Raw genomic sequence first — 19,095 nt, 5'->3', positions numbered from 1 at the left:
CCTAACTTTTTTGAATACCTCAACGCGAGAAATAAAATCTGTTTTTCAAGAGAATTACACGAGCCTTTGCATCTTTGCTTACAGTTATGTTCTAGATAAAGACAATGCAAAAGATGTTGTGCAGGATGTTTTTGTAAAACTTCTAGAGGCTGATTCGCTTGCTCACATCAATAATCTGGAGGCATATATAAAGACAAGTGTTTACCACAGTTGCTTAAAATTTTTGAAGCAAAATGCCGTTACAGACTCACTTACCAAGGCTGAAGAACGCTTAGCTTCTAAAAATCTATCCCAAGAGTCACAACTAATTAAAGAAGAAGAATCTGTACTAGTTTTAAAAGAACTGAATTTGCTTCCTAGCGAATGTCGAAAGGCATTTGAACTGTGTGTTATACACGGCTACAAATATTCTGAAGCTGCAGAAAGTTTAGAAATTTCCAAGAACACATTAAAAAGTCAGATAAAAAAGGCGTACAGAATTTTGCGTGAATCAATGAATTATGTTCAGATATTATGGATATTGTTTGATGTTTAAATGTTAAATTTTACTTTTTTATAAATTTTTTCGCAATTCACGTCACCCCAAAGAAACATTTAAGACTCTTACTAGTAGAACCTGATTTTAATTGGTGCTGCTATGAAGAAAGAAATACGCTTACTCTTAAAGAATCTCAACGGAAGGATTAGTCCGGAAGATCGTATTTGGATTGAAGAGTGGATAAATAAAACTCCAGAGAACAGAGCGTTTTATAATAAGCTGAAAGAATTAAAAGCAGCAGGAACAGATTTGCATACATTGCAAAATCTAGATGTTGATTCTGCATGGGAAGAAGTTTTAGCTAAAGTCGAAGACCGAAAAGCGGTCATTCCATTACAAACCTCACGCAGAAAATCTTTTTATCGTTATGCTGCCGTCGCTGCAGTTGCAGGTATTTGTATACTCCTCAATTTTTATTATCAGCCATTTGCATCAGATTTTGATTCTTCAAGTACAGTGAATTCACTAAGTGTAGAAACGGGTGATGGAAAAGTCGAATTTATAAAAACCGAATCTACTAAACAGCTCTTTAACTCGGCAGGAGAAGCAATTGCTTTGCAAAATGCAGACACACTTATTTATAAGCCAATACTTAATTCTGATGCCATTACTTACAACACATTAAACGTTCCGCACGGTAAAATGTTCACACTTAAGCTTGGAGATGGATCTTCTATAAGACTTAATGCTGGCAGTCGTATTACCTATCCTATTGCTTTTAAACGTGGAGAGAAACGATTAATCACCTTACGTGGTGAAGCCTATTTTAATGTAAGTAAGCGGGAAGATCAGCCCTTTGTTATAAATACACAGGGTGTAAATGTTGAGGTATTGGGTACTTCTTTTAATGTGAATTCTTATACTGAAAATGCAGAGGTAACAGTAGCTCTAGTAGAGGGTTCTGTAAAAATGTATAATGAGAAATCTACTCAAAATCCTTCGGTTTATTTAAAACCTAATCAATTAGGGTCGTTTAATATTAAAGCAGGTTCTCTACAGGTAGCTGATGCGAATATCTGGGAACATATCGCCTGGTTAGAAGGAAGATTAATAATTAGAGAAGCCACATTTACTGAAATTCTTCAGAAGTTAGAACGTAAATATAATGTGACAATCATTAATAAAAATACCAGTATTAAGACAGATCAATTTAATGCAAGTTTTGATGTAGAAACTATTGATGAGGTCCTAGAAGCTTTTGCTCTGGATGCACCTTTTAAATTTACACGCACCGATACTTTAATTACGATAACGAATAAATAAAAAAAATCAGGAAATGCGCCAACATTCCCTGATCTAATAAATGCAAAGTCAACTAGTTCAAATTAATTAACCTAACAACGTAAATGTATGAAAATCCCTATTTGTACGAGGCATATAATGTCTCGTTTACACAAACATTCTCTAGCGATGAAAATCACTACGCTATTACTTTTTGTATCCTTATTCAGTTTGCAGGCAAATTCTTATTCCCAGCGGAATAAAGTTACGCTCCATCTCAGCAATGCCAGCGTTGAGCAGGTACTACAAAAAATAGAATCGATCACCGATTTTAAATTTATCTATAATGTGAAAACATTAAGCGCAGATAAATTGCTGAATATAAATGTGAATGAAGAAAACATTCAAGTAGTTCTTGATAAAATTCTAGCATCTTCAAACACAGATTATATTATAAGAAAGAATCTTATTGTACTCAAGCCATCGGCAGATGTTGCTATAAGTACACGTATAGAATCTGCTAGTTCTACAGTGCAATCACAAATTACCGGTGTTATTAAAGATGGCAAAGGTGTGCCGCTTCCAGGCGTGACTGTAAAGATAAAGGGATCTAATACCGGTAGCGCATCAGATTTTGATGGTAGATATCGTATTAATGCTGGTAGTGAAAGCACCTTAGTATTTACCTATGTGGGTTTTGAGAAATTTGAAACCCAAGTAGGAAATCGCACCCAGATAGATGTGACTTTAAAAGAATCACTTGAAGAGATGAGTGAGGTGGTAGTCATAGGTTATGGAGAAGTTAAAAAAGAAAACATCACCGGCTCTGTAGGAGTCGTTGATATGGAAAGTTTTCAGAATCAATCTCCTACTATAAATGTAGATCAGGGTTTACAAGGCTTAGTTGCTGGTGTAAATGTAAGTTCGCCTAATGGCCAACCTGGATCGGCATCAAAAATTCGTATTCGAGGAACCACTTCTTTATTTGGATCTAACCAACCCTTATATGTGATTGATGGTATTCCCGTTGTATCTGAAAGTAATATTCCTATTGGAGGAACTGAAGGTAGTAATCTGGGGCAAGAATTAGATAATCAAGGCTTAAGTACCCCAATAGGAAATATTAATCCTAGTGATATTAAATCTATAACAGTCTTAAAAGATGCATCTGCAGCAGCAATCTATGGTTCCAGAGCTGCAAACGGAGTTATCGTAATAACGACTAAGCAGGGAGGCAAAGACGGCAAAACTCAGTTTGAGTTTAATGCTTCAACCACTGTACAAAATACACCAACATTAGATGTTTTAAATGCAGAACAATTTAAAGCAGTTTGGCTTACTGCGGTGAATAACAGCTCAAGCACAGATGCTTTTTCGCAAAGTGTGAGAGATGGATCATATTTTGGAACAGCAGATACAAACTGGGAAGAAGAATTAAATCCTTCTAATCAGGTTTCAACAAACTATAATTTAAGTATTCGCGGTGGTAATGGAACGACTCAATATTCGTCATCATTATCTGCTTTAAATGAGCAAGGAGCCCTTGAAGGATCTAATAGAAAGCGATATACGTTAAATTTAAATTTAAATACAAAAGCGACAGATAAATGGACTTTTGGTACACGTCTGCAAACCACTTACTCAGATCAGGACGCTACAGACTCGGGACTCTTTGATCGTATTTATATTTACAGACCAGATTTGCCTGTACTGGATGAAGATGGAAATTATTCATTTTCAACAGGGAGTAACTTTGAAAATCCTGTAGCATTATCTCAAGCTATTAATACCAATAAAACCTTTTTATTTTTAGGAACATTCTTTACTCAACTAGAATTAATAGATGGTTTGAAGGCTGAAACCAGACTTTCTGTAAATTATAATACAGGAAATCAAAATAGCTACTATCCAGAATATCTAGGACGTGGAGGCTGGAGCCGTTTACAAGGTGATGGTGATGGATATGCTCAAGACAGTAGAACACAGTCTTCTGTTATACAATGGAATTCTAATCTTACTTATTCTAAAACCTTTAATGATGTACACAGTATTGAAAGTGTTTTAGGTACCACTTTTGAAAAAGTGAGTTCGTCTTATAATAAAGCCTTTGGTGAAGGTTTTAGCAATGGCGTTTTAAGCAATGTAAGTAGTGCAACCTCGAGCAATGGTGGTTTATCTACAAGTCAGGGATCTGGATTGCATTCTTATTTTGGAAGAGTTCATTATGATTATGACGATCGTTATTTATTAACCGTTTTAGGTCGAGTAGATGGATCTTCTAAATTTGCGGTGGAGAATAAATATGCATTTTTCCCTGCTGCTGCAGTTGCTTGGAGAGTTTCCGAAGAAGCCTTTTTACAAGGTAATAAAACACTTAACAACTTAAAGTTCAAAGCTAGTTTAGGTACTACCGGGCAACAAGATTTTGGCGCATATCAATGGCGTACACTCTATGAGACATATACCTATGGAGGTAACAGTAGTGTGATTTTGACGCAATTAGGAAATGATAAATTAAAGTGGGAAACTACCCAGCAACTTGATTTTGGTGTTGAATTCGGATTTTTAAATGATCGTATTTCAGGAGAGTTTGGATATTATGAGAAAAATACTAAAGATGCTATTTTCCCGGTAATTCCTCCAGGTAATACAGGTGCCGGTTCAATACTTGCAAATGTGGGTGAAACTAAGAATACCGGTCTTGAACTTTTGTTAAACCTAGCGGTAATAAGATCAAAAGATTTTAGCTGGGATCTGCGTATTAACGCTACAAAAAATAAAAATCAGTTAACAAAAATCGCCGACGACTACAAAGATGATGAAGGTTTTGTAACTGGTATACCCGGTAATGGTGGACGCCTTAGAGAAGGAAGTCCTATCGGTTTAATTTACGGATATAGAGCAGATGGTATTTTTCAAGATCAGGCTGTGATCGATGCGCTTAATGCAAGTGCCCCTGCAGGTGTATATCAAGATGATGAGACTGCTCCTGGTGACATTAGATTCAGAGACATTTCTGGACCAGATGGAGTTCCAGATGGTATAATTTCTTCATTTGATCAGGAGGTTATAGGAGATGCGCAACCAGACCTATATGGTGGTTTTTCAAGTACATTTAGATACAAGCAATTTTCTCTAGCTGCACAATTTAGTTATTCAATAGGAAATGATTTATTGTGGTTTGCACAGACACGAAATGTGAATTTCCAAAGTTCGTTTTTTGCTGAAAACAAAATAACAGATGTTCTTAATGCGTGGACACCAGAAAACCCTACTAATGTACCGAGATCAGTTTATCGTGATCCCAATGGTAATGGCAGTATCTCTAGTTTTTATGTTCACGATGGCTCGTATTTGAGGTTAAATACGCTTAATCTACGGTACGAGTTTTCAAAAGAATTTTTAAACCGTTTTTCGTTTATAAATGGCTTAGCTATTTACGGAGTTGCTCAAAATCTGTTTACAATAACTAATTATCCCGGAGCAAATCCGCAGGGCGGAACCTTATTTAATAATGATATCTCAGGGTCTGGTAGAGATACAAACAGATATCCATTACAAAGTGCATATACCTTAGGTATTAACTTAAGATTCTAAAATATAAATCATGAAAAAATATATAATATATAGTTTATTGGCTTTGCTTACGGTCTCTTGTGAGATTGTAGATGCAATAGATCAAGATCCACCTAACAATCTGGTTCCAGATAATGTTATTGAAAATAGTGATGATGCAGAAGCACTCCTTAATGGAGCATATGGACAAATGGTTTCCTATACAGTTTCTCATTATTATATGTATTCAGAATTAATACCAAGTGCTCTTATAGGTACGATGAGTACAGCCGGAGGAGGTACAGCAAATGGAGAGTTTGCAGAAAATGATTTGCAATCTGATAATTCTAATGTAAATAATTTCTGGAAAATTATTTACGCTGTAATGGATGCTTCAAATAATAGTATAGACCTTACTCAAAAGCTTCCGGATACTGAAATTAGTGACGCACTAAGATCAGAAATTATAGGTGAAGCTCATTTTTTAAGAGCGATGACTACATTTGATGTACTTCGTTATTTTGGTCAGTTTTACGATAGATCAAGTGAATTAGGTATTGTTTTAAGAACAGAGCCTGTAAATTTTGTTACGCGAAGTAAAGCCCGAAACACTGTAGAAGAATGTTATACGCAGATTCTTTCAGATTTAGATTTTGCTATTGCAAATGCTCCGGATTTTAATGTGAACTACAGAGCGTCTAAAGTAGCAGCTCAAGCATTGAAAGCACGAGTTTTACTTTATATGGGCGAATATGAAGCCGCTGCTGCCGCTGCAGATCTTGTTATAAATAATAGTGCAAGATCTTTAGAGCCTACTTTTTCCGAAGCTTTTAGTAAAGGTAATTCTTCATCAGAAATAATTTTACAATTATATCGGGATGAAAATTCTGATACAGATCAAAACAACAGAAAGCGTTTTTATACTGGTAGAGCTGGTACAACCTGGTTTCCAGAATTAATGACTGGCGATCCCAGACAACCCATTACCTATTCCGGATTGACGGTTCTGAAAACCAATAATACGGCTACCTATAGACCCACGTATTTTATGAGACTTTCAGAAATATATCTAATTAAATCTGAAGCACTTGCCAGAAGTGGTGCTAGTGTTGAAGCGAGCCTTACACCCCTAAATGTAATACGCAACAGAGCCGGTAATGATGATGCTACTGCGACCACCACAGCAGAAGTACTGGATTTAATTTTTGAAGAAACCATAAAAGAACTGGCTTTTGAAAATGGTGCAGATTGGTTTGCAGCAATTCGTTTTGATAAAGCAATGGAGTTAAAACCTACAATTACAAGTGTAGATCAATACATACTTCCTATACCACTTCCTGAAATTGAAGGAAATGAGTTTATAAACTTTGAAAACCAAAACCCAGGTTACAATTTTTAATAATTAAGGATTAGCCAACTATATTCCTAATTACAGGATTGCTTGCAATTGCTGTGAGCAATCCTTTTACCCTAAAAAATAAATATGATTCGATTAGTAAAGACACTTAGTGTCGCGTTATTATCACTTTGCGGTACAGTAGCTACTCAAGCGCAAACCAATTTTTCTAACCTGGAGCAACAGCTGCCTCTGGATCCTTCTGTTATAAAAGGGACTTTAGATAATGGGTTAACCTATTATATTAAAGAAAATTCAAGACCAGAAGATAAAGCAGAATTACGACTTGTAATAAATGCGGGTTCAATCTTAGAAGATGAAGATCAATTGGGATTAGCCCATTTTGTGGAACATATGGCCTTTAATGGTACAGACAGTTTCAAAAAAAATGAGCTTATCGATTACCTGCAGAGTATAGGAGTGGAGTTTGGTGCAGATTTAAACGCACATACAGGATTTGACGAGACTGTATACAAACTTACCGTACCTACAGATGACCAGGAGATTTTTGATACCAGCATGCAAATATTAAAAGACTGGGCAGGAGGTATTACATTTTCTAATGAGGAGATCGATAATGAGCGTGGAGTAGTAGCAGAAGAATTAAGAGCGCGTAGTGGTGCAGGATCTAGAATGTATGATCAATCTATACCGGTTATTACAAATAATGCACGATATGCAAGTAGGCTTCCTATAGGTAGTCTCGATGTAATAATGAATTCAGATTACGATGCGATGAAGCGCTTTTATAGAGACTGGTACAGGCCAGATTTAATGGCTCTTGTTCTTGTTGGAGATTTTGATGCAAAAGAGGCAGAAGCTCAAGTCAAAGAATTATTTAGTGATCTTGACGTAGTTTCAGAGGCAAAAGATCGTACCGTTTATAAAATTGAAACGTCAAAAAAACCGGTTGCAAAAGTAATTACAGATGAGGAAACTCAAAAAACTACTGTAGCCTTTTACTTTAAAAAAGAGCACGAGAAGACGTTGAGTTATAAGGATTATAAAACGTCCCTTTTAGAAATATTATACTCCGGAATGTTACGGGAGCGTTTAAGTGAGATAACCCAGGATAGTGATGCGCCATTTTTAAGTGCAACTGCAGGAATAGGATTTTTCTTAGGAAATAAGGACAGCTACTATTTGAGAGCAGACTTAAAAGAAAACGGCATAGAAAAAGGTATTAAAGCGGTAATTGCTGAAAGCGAGCGTGCAAAACGATTTGGGTTTACAGCATCAGAGCTGGAGCGATATAAAGCAAAAGTTCTTCAGAATGCAACTCTGTTTAAAACCGAATCTGATAAAATACCTAATCGCGTATATGTTGAAGCATTAATAGATAACTTCACTTTTGAAGATCCCGTTGTTAGTGAAGATTTCAGATTTGATTTTTATGAGCAAATCTTACCTACAATTACATTAGAAGAAGTAAATGCAATTGCTAATACTTGGGTAAATTCTACTGATGTCGCTATTATATTAAATGCGGCTGATAAGAATGCTAGCAAACTTCCTTCAGAAGCTCAACTTCTAGACATTCTCGATGAAGCCGGAACATTAAAATTACAGCCTTATGTAGATAATATGGCGAATGTGGCTTTAATGAAAACTAAACCTCAAGCAGGTAAATTGAGTAAAACATCCTATAATAAGAAAGTTGATGTTACTACCTGGAAATTTGAAAATGGTGTAACGGTTATTGTAAAACCTACAACCTTTCAAAATGATATGATTGCTGTGCGTGGTTTTAGACCGGGAGGTAGCTCTGTAGCTCCAGATGAGATGTATGTATCTGCACGTGAAGCTGGACGAATTATTTCTGAAAGTGGTGTAAATGGAATTTCGAATGTACAGCTACAGAAATTAAATATGGGTAAGGACGTATCTGTAACTCCATATATAAACTATTACGATGAGCTAATTTCTGCAAGTAGTAACCGTGAGGATTTAGAACGAATGTTTCAAATGATTCACCTATACTTTACAGCGCCTAATAAGGATGCTAATACTTTTGGTTCTCATAAAAAGCGATTAATGTCGCTTTACAAAGATTCTGATGACAATCCTGGTTCTTACTTTGAAAAAGTAATTGCAAAAACAATGATGAATAATCATTTAAGAGCAATTCCTCTTGAGGAAGAGCAGATAGAAGCAGAGCTTAATCTCGATGAGGTATTTGCATTTTACAAAGAACGTTTTTCTAATGCAAATGAATTTACGTTTATACTTTCAGGAAATTTTGATCCTGATCAAATTAAGGAATTAGCAACTACTTATCTCGCTAGCTTGCCTTCTAACGTAGAAGAAAAAAGTAATTGGAGAGATATAGGATTACGTCGTGCCACCGGTAAGATAGAAAAAACGGTTAAAAAAGGAATAGATGATAAAGCTCAGGTAGATATGCGTTTTACCGGAACTCTCGATTATTCTCCAGAAAAATTGAAAAAGCTTAACCTTCTTGCAAAGGTTTTAAAAATAAGGCTTACTGAAGAATTACGTGAAAATATGGGTGGTGTTTATGGTGTGCGCGTAAGTGGTTTTACAACAGACAGACCTTATGACTGGTACAGAATGGAAGTACGTTTTACGTGTGCACCAGAAAATGTTGAAGCGCTAAAACAGAAGGTTTTTGAGGAGATTAATGCGATGAAGAAAAACGGAGTCTCTCAAGAAAATGTAGCTAAAATTAAAGAAGCAGAATTAAGCAATACAGAAGAGTTTTTAAAATATGATTCATTCTGGATTTCAAAAATTAGAGAAGCATATGAGCTAGGTCTTGAGTATGACAGCTTTTTAAATTATGAGGAAGAAATTGCTAAGATTGATTCTGACTTTTTTAAGCAAGCAGCTCGCACCTATTTTGACGAATCAAATTATGCGGAGTTTATTTTACTACCAGAAGAATAGGCTAAGATCCTACTAGAATTAAACCCCTACGATAACGTGGGGGTTTCTTTTTTTTAATAGTTCTCTTGAATCTGATAATATTCATCAAGTATAACGACTATTAAGTAGACGTTCTACGTAACATCAAATACTTGTAGGATGGAAATAAAATTATAAAGCCCTTTTGCTCCAAATAATAGCTATATGTCAAAAGAAAAAGTAAGCATTTTAAGTGCTTTTAAAACGATTATCTGGCCCAGAAGAAAGCTGGTATTTATTGGTTTACTCTTAATCGTGATTAGCAAAGCAGCTAGTTTTGTTGCTCCGTTATCTTTAAAATATCTAATGGATGATATCATCCCCAATAAAAATGTAGATCTACTTAAACTACTTGTGGCTGCTGTAGGTTTTGCAATTTTAATACAGGCTATCACCTCGTTTCTTTTAACAAAAATTCTCAGCGTACAAGCTCAGTATATGATTTCAGAGTTGCGCGCTCAAGTTCAAAAAAAGGTGCTGTCTCTTCCTATTCGCTTTTTTGATAATACAAAATCAGGAGAATTAGTCTCTCGTATAATGAGTGATGTAGAGGGTGTACGTAATTTAATAGGTACAGGCTTAGTGCAACTGGTAGGAGGTACGGTTACCGCAGTCGTTTCACTCCTCTTATTATTGCGTATTAGTTGGACAATGACGCTTTTTACTCTAGTACCATTAGCGGTGTTTGCATTGATTGCACTAAAGGCATTTAAAAAGATACGTCCCATTTTTAGAAATAGAGGGGTGATAAATGCGGAAGTCACCGGTAGACTTACCGAAACTTTAGGAGGTGTACGTGTTATTAAAGGATTTAATGCTGAAGAGCAAGAAAACAAAATATTTGAGGAGGGTGTAGAACGTCTTTTTCAGAATGTAAAGAAAAGTCTAACCGCAACTGCATTAATGACCAGTTCATCTACTTTTTTATTGGGTCTTGCAACGACTGGAATTATGGGAATAGGTGGTTATCAAATTATGACAGACCAGCTTACGATAGGTGATTTTCTTACGTTTACTTTTCTATTGGGATTAATGATTGCTCCCATTGTACAAATGAGTAATATAGGAAGCCAATTAACGGAAGCCTTGGCAGGTCTTGATCGCACCGAGGAACTCATGAATATGACTCCGGAAGCTGATGCGGATCTGCGTACAGAGGTTTTGGAAAACTTTAAAGGTCATATAGTTTTTGAGAATGTTCGGTTTTCTTACGAGGAAAATAAAGAGGTTTTACATAATATAAGTTTTGAAGCAAAACCGGGAGAAGTAGTGGCATTAGTAGGTAGTTCTGGTTCGGGAAAAAGTACAATAGCAGGTTTAGCAGCAACATTTCTAAATCCGCAAGAGGGTATAATTTCTGTAGATGGTCACGATATTACTAAAATAGATTTAAATAGTTTCAGAAAAAACCTAGGTGTGGTTTTACAAGATGAGTTTCTTTTTGAAGGAAGTATTAAGCAAAATATTTTATTTCCAAGACCTCAAGCGACCGAAGAGGAGTTACAGGCTGCGGTACGTGCAGCTTACGTTAATGAATTTACAGATCGTTTTGAAGATGGCCTAGACACCTTAATAGGGGAGCGCGGAGTTAAACTTTCTGGCGGTCAGCGACAACGTATTGCCATTGCCAGAGCCGTTTTAGCAAATCCTAAAATTTTAATTCTGGATGAAGCCACTTCAAATCTGGATACTGAAAGTGAAGCGTTAATTCAAAAAAGTCTTACAACACTTACAAAAGGTAGAACTACATTTGTAATTGCTCACCGCTTGAGTACTATTAAAAAAGCAGATCAGATTCTGGTAATTGAAAATGGTCAAATTGCAGAACGCGGTACACACGACGAACTTATCGCTTCTGAGGGGCGTTATCATAATTTGTTTACCTATCAGGCTCGCATTTAATAAATTCTATCTTTTATAGCAGAAGTAGCGGTGCTATAAAACCTATACGCACTTCATTCTTATTAAAACTAGAAGCTCCGAGTTCGTTTATAGCGTAATCAGAATAATCGTAATATCTTCCGATATAGGCAAAGTAAAATTTGACGTTGAGGTCTTTAAACGGACTGTAATAAACGGTTGGGATTATTCCATAGCTTGTTCTTATATGGTCTTTTCCCGTTTCGGCATTGTCGTAGGCGCTACTTGTCATTAAGGTCAGCAAACCTTCAAACTTAGGATTTATACGATATTTTCCTCTAAACCAGTTTTCGATATACGTCACATTTTCAGCAATTATTTCATCGCTGGTTACGCTTGTTACGATGCCTTTTGTATCAATTTCTTCATAACTGTAATGAAAATCATACATAAGTGTCAGGTTCTTATTCTCATACTTATTACCTAAAGTGAAAAACGTTGTGCCACGATCTTTTACTTCCGTAGAATGACTTAAACTGTAAATAGTTTCAAGTTTTCCGTCAAAGAAACTTCCGCCCCAGTTTCCCACAAATGATACCGGCCAGTCTGGTTCTTGTATATTTTCTGCGATTACATCTCCGTAGAGGTCTTCATAAAGTGCTGTGCGGGAGTTTAATATTTGTACCCCAAATTTATGGTTGTCAAAAGCCTTGTACGACAAGCCGGCTCCAGTAACAAAGGCGAGTGCATTACCATATATATCATTATATTCAAGAACATCACGTGCTATAAACTCATACTCATAACCTCCGTAAAAAGCGGTCATTTTACCCAGATACATATTAAGCGAGTTGCTTAATTTGACATCTATGTAGGCAAGTTCGATGTTACTTCCTAATCGATCGAGACTTTGTACATCACTATCTTTATTGAATCGGTTTCTGAAATTAATTTTTAGCTTATCATTTATTTTAGCAGCAATTCCGAGAGCAGTAAATCCGTTTTCAAACTGAAAACCGTTGTAATAATTATCGCCACCCCTAAACGTGTAAGCTTGAAAATCCATACGCATATCAAATGTGATATCTATATTTTTTAGTAAACCCGCTTTATTAATAGGGATTATAGGCTCATCCGGACTATCATCTTCTTGAGCAACCATTACCGAAACTGTAAATAGTAATAAAAGACTGAATACGATTTTTAACATAGTATTTTTTAAGGATTTGCTCTTTCTGATTTGTATACGGAAACTGATGCATTCTTGCCCCAATGTATAGTGTTTAAGGCATTTTGAGGAAAATACTAAAATTTATTGAAAGCAATACTTACAATACTCTGAAGGATAAAAAATTTTAATTGGAAATAATAACCGAACAGAGAGTAAGCAAATATTCAGATATCTTGTGATATGAAGTATATATAGCAAAAAAAACCACACTTAGAAAGTGTGGTTTTTGTGACCTTGCCAGGATTCAAACCTGGAACCTCCTGAGCCGTAATCAGGTGCGCTATTCAGTTGCGCCACAAGGCCTTTATTTTTGCAAAATAGAAACATATATTTGTCTCATTTTGCGGGTGCAAATATAAGTCTTTTTTAGATATCTACAAGGATAAATTAAAAAAAAGCCATTTAATTTTTAAATGGCTTTTCTAGGGGAATTAAGTATTTCTAGTACATGTTATTTAATGCCGTAATATCATTAGCATTAAATTCTCCACTAGCATTTGAGCTAAAGCAAGATAACATTATAGAAGTTGCGTCATAACCGGTTGGGGTTCCCGAAATATGATTTGCATCTCCACCTTCATTTACGTTGTCTCCACAACTTTGTCTGCTAAACCAGTCTGTATGTCTAAATCCTACAGAATGACCAATTTCATGAGTAAGTACATGCTCTACAACGTCTGTGCTATAATTTGCAAGACCATAAATCTGTACATATTTATAAGGTAATCCATTACTTGGGAAACCGGCACTACCACCAGTTCCAGAAGGATTATTTACGGTATTGTTATAAACAACCATATCACGGCTCTGGTAGCTCGTACCAAAGGTTAGGTTGAATGTTATAGATACACCACTCAAATTATTGTAATTATCTACCGCCATTTGTAGTGCTGTACGTTCTTTAGAACTTAGAGCCTGGCTACCGCCGGTGTAACCCACAATTGTAATTGTGCGGCCTTGACTAACCAGTGCAGATGTTCTGTACTGCTTGTCTGTGCCTTTTGCACCTTTCTCTGCGCTTTCAAGATTTACCATAGCTGTCAACTCTTCTGGAGTAACTACAATGTCATCTTCTAAAAATAAGCGCATTTCTGAAGTACCGTCGGGGAAAAAGAACGAATCCCACTTTACATATCTGGTATTCATTCCCAAAGTTTCTACTTGATCAAGGATCGCTTGTGATACTTCGAGGTCTGCAGCGGTTTCAGTAACAGCTACACCTTCTTCGGTTTTATCTTCAGAGCAAGAGGCAAGCACTAAAGAACAACCTAACCCAAAAAGGGCTACTTTTTTAAATGTGTTTGATAACATAGATTTGATATTTTATTAATGATTTCTGAAAACTATTAAAAAATACCTGATAAACAATACCGTTAAACGTTAAATAATTACATTTAATCGACTAAATCCATTTATCTACCGAATTATCTATAAGAAAAAAGCCTCCTGAATAAGGAGGCTTTTTGTGTAAAAATTCTGTTTTTTCTAAATAATTTCTGCGCTAAGTCCGGCATCTAATAGTGCACTACATCTTGGCTCGAGGTATTCATAGCTACCGGTTTTTACCGTACACTTACCTTTATAGTGAACAATAAGTGAGCATTGTTCTGCTTGTATAGGAGTATGCTCACACACGTGTATTAATGTTTCTATAACGTGATCAAATGTATTTACATCATCATTGTAAACAATGATTTCGTTATTTCTATCTTCCGCTTCGAGGACATCAACTTCTTCTTGTACCTTTTCTTTAGTGCTCATATGCAAAAAGCTTAAATTCAGTATATTAATTTTTTACAAATTTACAAGCTACCCAATTATTTTTTTCAAAATTCATGATAAAATTTAGACCGTGTTGATTACAAACTTCTGTAATTGCCGGAATATCCTGAGTGTAAAAACCGCTGAGTAATAGAGTTCCTGATTCAGTGAGGCAACTTGCGTAGGTAGGAATATCTGCTAAAAGTATATTTCTATTGATGTTAGCAATGAGTAAGTCGTATTGTTTACCATCAATTAGTTTAACATCACCTTCAAATGCTTCAATAAATTCAACTCCGTTGCGGGCTACATTTTCCATCGTGTTTTCGTAACACCAGGGATCAATGTCTATAGCTTCTACAGGCCGTGCACCTTTTAGAGCTGCCAAGATTGCCAGAATACCGGTGCCACATCCCATATCGAGCGTTTTTAATCCTTCTACATCCAGTTTAAGCAAATGCTTAATCATTAAATGTGTGGTCTCGTGATGACCAGTACCAAAGGACATTTTTGGTTCAATAACAATATCAAACTCGGTATCGGGTTTAGGGTGAAAAGGAGCTCTTACAGAGCAAATACCATCAACTTCAATAGGTTCGAAGTTCTTTTCCCATTCTTCGTTCCAGTTAACCGGCTCTATAAGATTCACCGAGTAACTGATTTCGAATTCCGGATTTTGAAGTAAATAAATATCTTTTAATAAATCAGTTTTATCTAATGCAGAAAGAATATAGGCTTTCACGCCATCTTCAGTCTCATCAAAACTTTCAAAATCAAGTTCACTTAGTTCGGCAATGAGAATTTCTGCCCCGGGATTTACGGGATTTACTTTAAACTCGTATTCAGAATATGCTTCAGCCATTTATATATATTAAAATGCGTTTACAATAGCCATAAAGTCTTCAGCCTTAAGAGAAGCACCACCTATTAAACCACCATCTACATCTGGTTTAGAAAAAATTTCTTCAGCATTATTAGGTTTAACACTTCCTCCATAAAGAATGGTAACTTCCTCAGCAACATCTTCAGAATACTCATCTGCAATTGTTTTGCGTATATACGCGTGCATTTCCTGAGCTTGATCGGGACTTGCTGTTTCTCCAGTTCCTATAGCCCAAACTGGTTCATAGGCTAATACAATATTTTCCCAGGCAGAAGCATCTAGATGAAATAATGCATTACTAATTTGCTTGTGTACAACCTCAAAGTGCTCGCTAAACTTTCTATCTTTTAGTTCTTCACCAAAACAATAGATAACTGTCATATCGTTTTCTAGTGCAGTATTTACTTTTTCAGCAAGCAAATCTTCTTTTTCGTGAAAAAAGGCTCTACGTTCACTATGTCCTAAAATTACCGTGTTAACGCCTATACTTTTCAACATACTAGCACTTATCTCACCAGTAAAAGCTCCTGAGTCTGATTGATGCATATTTTGTGCTGCAACTGTAATGTCTAAGCCTTTTACAGACTCAAATGCGCTGTATAGATTAACAAAAGGAGGGGCAATAATAACCTCTGCGTTAGAAGTTTTTGCTATTTTTTTTAATCCTGAAATCAGATCTTGTGTTTCGGCGAGATCGGTATTCATTTTCCAGTTACCGGCTACGATATTTTTTCTCATGGTATATAGGTTTGTAGTTGTTGTATTTATTTATATCTATTTTAATTATTGTTCGTCAACCTCATCCTGTCTTTTATCTGCAAAATGATAAAGTACTTTTGAATAGGGGAATTTTTCTCGAAATAAGAGATTAAAATATAGAAAAATGATAAGATATAAAAATAACGTTAGTCTATCTATTCTACAACATTTGCATTACTTAATGCGGACTTTAGGATCTAAAAGACCATAAATAAGATCGACAAGGATATTAATCAGAATAAACATTGTCGCAATAACTAAAACAGATCCCATTATTATAGGAAGGTCTAAGGTGTTTAACGCATCTACAATTTCTTTTCCTAATCCATTCCAGCCAAAAATATACTCTACAAATACAGCTCCGGCTAACATTGAAGCAAACCATCCAGAGACTGCTGTTACCACAGGATTTAATGCATTTTTTATAGCGTGGCGCCAGACTATTTGCCATTTACTTAATCCTTTTGCTTGTGCAGTACGTATATATTCTTGATTATAAACCTCCAGAAGTGAATTGCGCATAAGCTGGATTACTACTGCCAGCGGACGTATACCTAGAACAATGGCCGGTAAAATTATATTTTTCCATTGTATGGTTATTGCTTCACCAAAATCATCCATCTCGTATAAACTACCCGTCATATTAAGATTTGTAAACTTGTGAAGTACATACCCAAATAGCCACGCAAAAAGAATAGCGCTAAAGAAGCTGGGAACGCTCATTCCCAAAGTACTAATTACTTGTATTATTTTGTCTAGCCAGGTATCTCTAGCATTTGCAGATACGATACCTAAAAATATACCTAGAAAAATAGCGAGACTAATTGCGCTTAAAGCAAGTACAATCGTATTTGGTAAGGTTTCTGAAATAACATCTACAACCGTTTTGCCGGTTTTCTGAAAAGATTCTCTTAAGTAGGGTTCTTTAATAACAAGATTGTATTTATTTACTGTGATTAGAGGGGTGTAAGTGTACTTTCCTGTTTTAAGACTTGTATAGTTTTTGGAATTTGTTGAATGCAATGAAAGCGGAGACAGATCATTGAGATAATAGATGTATTGCGTAATTACGGGTTTGTCAAAACCGTATTTGTGTTTAATAATTGCAAGCTGCTCAGGATCTTCATTTTGATCAAGCATCATACGCGCGGGATCTCCGGGAAGGACTGTAAATAATAGAAAAACGACTGTTATCACCCCAAAAAGGGTCAACAGGGCATACCATACTTTATTTAAGAAAAAAGAAATCAGAGTGTTTTAATATCAGATAATTTTAAAACTTTGTAGGCAGTTTTTTCACCCATTAATTCGGCTGCGTATTCCTCGATAGTACGATCAAAACCAGCATCTGCACGTCTCCTATTTACCCCCTCAGGATCTTTAATAGGCCATATGAAAAAACCATTTGCTGCGGTTATCTGTGCTTGCGTACCATATATTTGTTCTTTATGTTGCTGCATAAGATACTTGTCTTCTAAGGCCGCGACACGCGTCATTGGCAGCTCTCCCTTAGCCGCGGCTTCTTTAAATAAGTCGATGTACTGATCTATGTGAATGGGATTATGTTCAATAACATCTAAGGCTATAAGATTTGTAGGTTCGCCTACAATTGATTTACCCGGATACCCATAGTTATCTAATATATTTTTGACGACTTTTAAATTACTCGTATCGAGTAGCAATTGTTTTTTCCATAGATCACCGGTGTAATCCTCTTTAGCCAGCCCTAATTTTTGAGCGAGTGCTTCGCGTTTTTCGAGGTCTGTTTCTTGAAGTAAAGGGCGATACAATTGATCGTATTTTGCAATACTATCAAGTCGGTTTTTTAAATCAAAGTCGATAGCAGCATTAGTAGAAGATATAGTTTGGAGTTCAATTTCTTCCGCATCGTTCCAATGTTTTTTCTGAAGAATTGTACCCTTATTTAACTTCAGAATTCCAGGATTGCTGCGTACAATCGTTTTTAAAACAGTAGCATCTGTAAAGTAAAATTCAAAGTTTAGATTTTGTTTTTCTAATAGATCATTAACTTCTGCTTCACCCGAAGAGGTAAGGCCAATTACTTTATATCCCTTTTTAATAGCTTCATTGGTCAGTTTTTTGATAACAGGCCAGCCATTCCATTCGGTTTTATTTAAATCGTAGGCGATTACTACTATAACATTAGGAGTGCTTAAAAACTCTTCAGCATAATCTTCACCGTCTCTTTCAATAGTGAAATCGTGAATAGGAGGGGCGTAACCTTGAGATACTACTTCGGTATCTACTTCTATAAATGTACCTTCAGAAGCAGGATATTCTCCTTGAGTTGTGATTATTTTCTCTGTACCGTTTACATCAAATTTCCAATTATAATTAAAAATGGCTTTCTCGGCATCCTCAGGAACAGTCATTCCTTCTTTAATGTTTATTCCTACTTTATAGGCCCTAAAGTCAAATACAGGAAGGTGCATCAACACGTAATACCCAAAGCTTAAACAACCTATGAAAGTAGCAAAGATCACAATTGATCTGCCAAAATTTGTAAAGAATGGCTGGATGTATTTTAAATTAAAAAATAAGATAAGAATTAAAATAAGTAAGACTACATCTTTAGAAAATGATTGCCAGGGAGTAAGTGGTAGTGCATCACCAAAACAACCGCAATCTGTAACCTTATTAAAGTACGCCGAATAAAATGTGAGAAACGTAAAAAAGAGAATCATTAATAGCAAAAGCCACATAGTAGCTTTTTTATAATACCCAATAATTAAGGCAACCCCTAAAACCAATTCTACAATAACCAGGATTATGGCCAGACCCAATGCAAACGGACTCATAAACTCGATGTTTAAAACATCTGGAGAGAAATATTCCTGTAGCTTAAATGAGAAACCTACAGGATCATTGAGTTTAATAAACCCTGATATTATGAAAAGAATACCTACAAAAATTCGAATTACTCCAATTAGTTTTTTCAATGTTTT

13 protein-coding genes and 1 tRNA gene are annotated in these 19,095 nt (G+C 35.8%); 6 read left to right on the top strand and 8 right to left on the bottom strand.

What is annotated here, in order from left to right:
* Positions 1 to 10 precede the first annotated feature (10 nt).
* The 6 genes from ABVM53_RS02615 to ABVM53_RS02590 all read left to right on the top strand — a co-directional run bounded on the left by ABVM53_RS02615 (position 11) and on the right by ABVM53_RS02590 (position 11,537).
* The gene (locus ABVM53_RS02615) at positions 11 to 535 is read left to right on the top strand and encodes an RNA polymerase sigma factor (RefSeq protein WP_405329160.1); all 525 of its coding nucleotides are present in this window, start codon (positions 11 to 13) and stop codon (positions 533 to 535) included.
* Positions 536 to 637: 102 nt separating this feature from the next.
* On the top strand, positions 638 to 1,801 hold the full coding sequence (locus tag ABVM53_RS02610) for a FecR family protein (protein WP_405329157.1): 1,164 nt from the start codon (positions 638 to 640) through the stop codon (positions 1,799 to 1,801).
* 87 nt (positions 1,802 to 1,888) lie between these two features.
* Entirely contained in the window at positions 1,889 to 5,356 is a 3,468-nt protein-coding gene (locus tag ABVM53_RS02605) for a TonB-dependent receptor (protein WP_405329154.1), read from the top strand.
* A 10-nt stretch (positions 5,357 to 5,366) separates the two neighbouring features.
* Positions 5,367 to 6,713 carry a RagB/SusD family nutrient uptake outer membrane protein gene (locus ABVM53_RS02600; protein ID WP_405329151.1) on the top strand — a complete coding sequence of 449 codons (1,347 nt, stop codon included), beginning with the start codon at positions 5,367 to 5,369 and terminating at the stop codon, positions 6,711 to 6,713.
* Positions 6,714 to 6,797: 84 nt separating this feature from the next.
* Positions 6,798 to 9,617 (top strand): M16 family metallopeptidase, encoded by a 2,820-nt coding sequence (locus ABVM53_RS02595; RefSeq protein WP_405329148.1) that lies wholly within the window; start codon positions 6,798 to 6,800, stop codon positions 9,615 to 9,617.
* A gap of 183 nt (positions 9,618 to 9,800) precedes the next feature.
* The gene (locus tag ABVM53_RS02590) at positions 9,801 to 11,537 is read left to right on the top strand and encodes an ABC transporter ATP-binding protein (RefSeq protein WP_405329145.1); all 1,737 of its coding nucleotides are present in this window, start codon (positions 9,801 to 9,803) and stop codon (positions 11,535 to 11,537) included.
* A gap of 13 nt (positions 11,538 to 11,550) precedes the next feature.
* Here the strand turns inward: ABVM53_RS02590 and ABVM53_RS02585 are convergent, their stop codons facing one another.
* From ABVM53_RS02585 to ABVM53_RS02550, 8 genes are all read right to left on the bottom strand, one after another.
* Positions 11,551 to 12,705: a porin gene (locus ABVM53_RS02585; protein WP_405329142.1), complete on the bottom strand. Its 1,155-nt coding sequence runs from the start codon at positions 12,703 to 12,705 to the stop codon at positions 11,551 to 11,553.
* 250 nt (positions 12,706 to 12,955) lie between these two features.
* Positions 12,956 to 13,029 (bottom strand) — tRNA-Arg (locus ABVM53_RS02580).
* A 138-nt stretch (positions 13,030 to 13,167) separates the two neighbouring features.
* Positions 13,168 to 14,037 carry a M57 family metalloprotease gene (locus tag ABVM53_RS02575; RefSeq protein WP_405329139.1) on the bottom strand — a complete coding sequence of 290 codons (870 nt, stop codon included), beginning with the start codon at positions 14,035 to 14,037 and terminating at the stop codon, positions 13,168 to 13,170.
* 174 nt (positions 14,038 to 14,211) lie between these two features.
* On the bottom strand, positions 14,212 to 14,487 hold the full coding sequence (locus ABVM53_RS02570; RefSeq protein ID WP_128757579.1) for an ATP-dependent Clp protease adaptor ClpS: 276 nt from the start codon (positions 14,485 to 14,487) through the stop codon (positions 14,212 to 14,214).
* Positions 14,488 to 14,512: 25 nt separating this feature from the next.
* Positions 14,513 to 15,349 (bottom strand): 50S ribosomal protein L11 methyltransferase, encoded by an 837-nt coding sequence (gene prmA, locus ABVM53_RS02565; protein WP_128757578.1) that lies wholly within the window; start codon positions 15,347 to 15,349, stop codon positions 14,513 to 14,515.
* 9 nt (positions 15,350 to 15,358) lie between these two features.
* Complete coding sequence (gene tpiA, locus ABVM53_RS02560; RefSeq protein ID WP_371456997.1) at positions 15,359 to 16,108, bottom strand: triose-phosphate isomerase; 750 nt, start codon at positions 16,106 to 16,108, stop codon at positions 15,359 to 15,361.
* Positions 16,109 to 16,303: 195 nt separating this feature from the next.
* Positions 16,304 to 17,380: an ABC transporter permease gene (locus ABVM53_RS02555; protein ID WP_405330841.1), complete on the bottom strand. Its 1,077-nt coding sequence runs from the start codon at positions 17,378 to 17,380 to the stop codon at positions 16,304 to 16,306.
* Entirely contained in the window at positions 17,377 to 19,089 is a 1,713-nt protein-coding gene (locus ABVM53_RS02550; protein ID WP_405329134.1) for a BT_3928 family protein, read from the bottom strand. The genes ABVM53_RS02555 and ABVM53_RS02550 overlap by 4 nt, the downstream gene beginning before the upstream one ends.
* Between the last annotated feature and the right edge of the window lie 6 nt (positions 19,090 to 19,095).

This window comes from Leeuwenhoekiella sp. LLG6367-2.1 (assembly GCF_045055775.1).
Taxonomy (GTDB): domain Bacteria; phylum Bacteroidota; class Bacteroidia; order Flavobacteriales; family Flavobacteriaceae; genus Leeuwenhoekiella; species Leeuwenhoekiella aequorea.
This window is presented reverse-complemented; position numbering and strand designations above follow the sequence as displayed.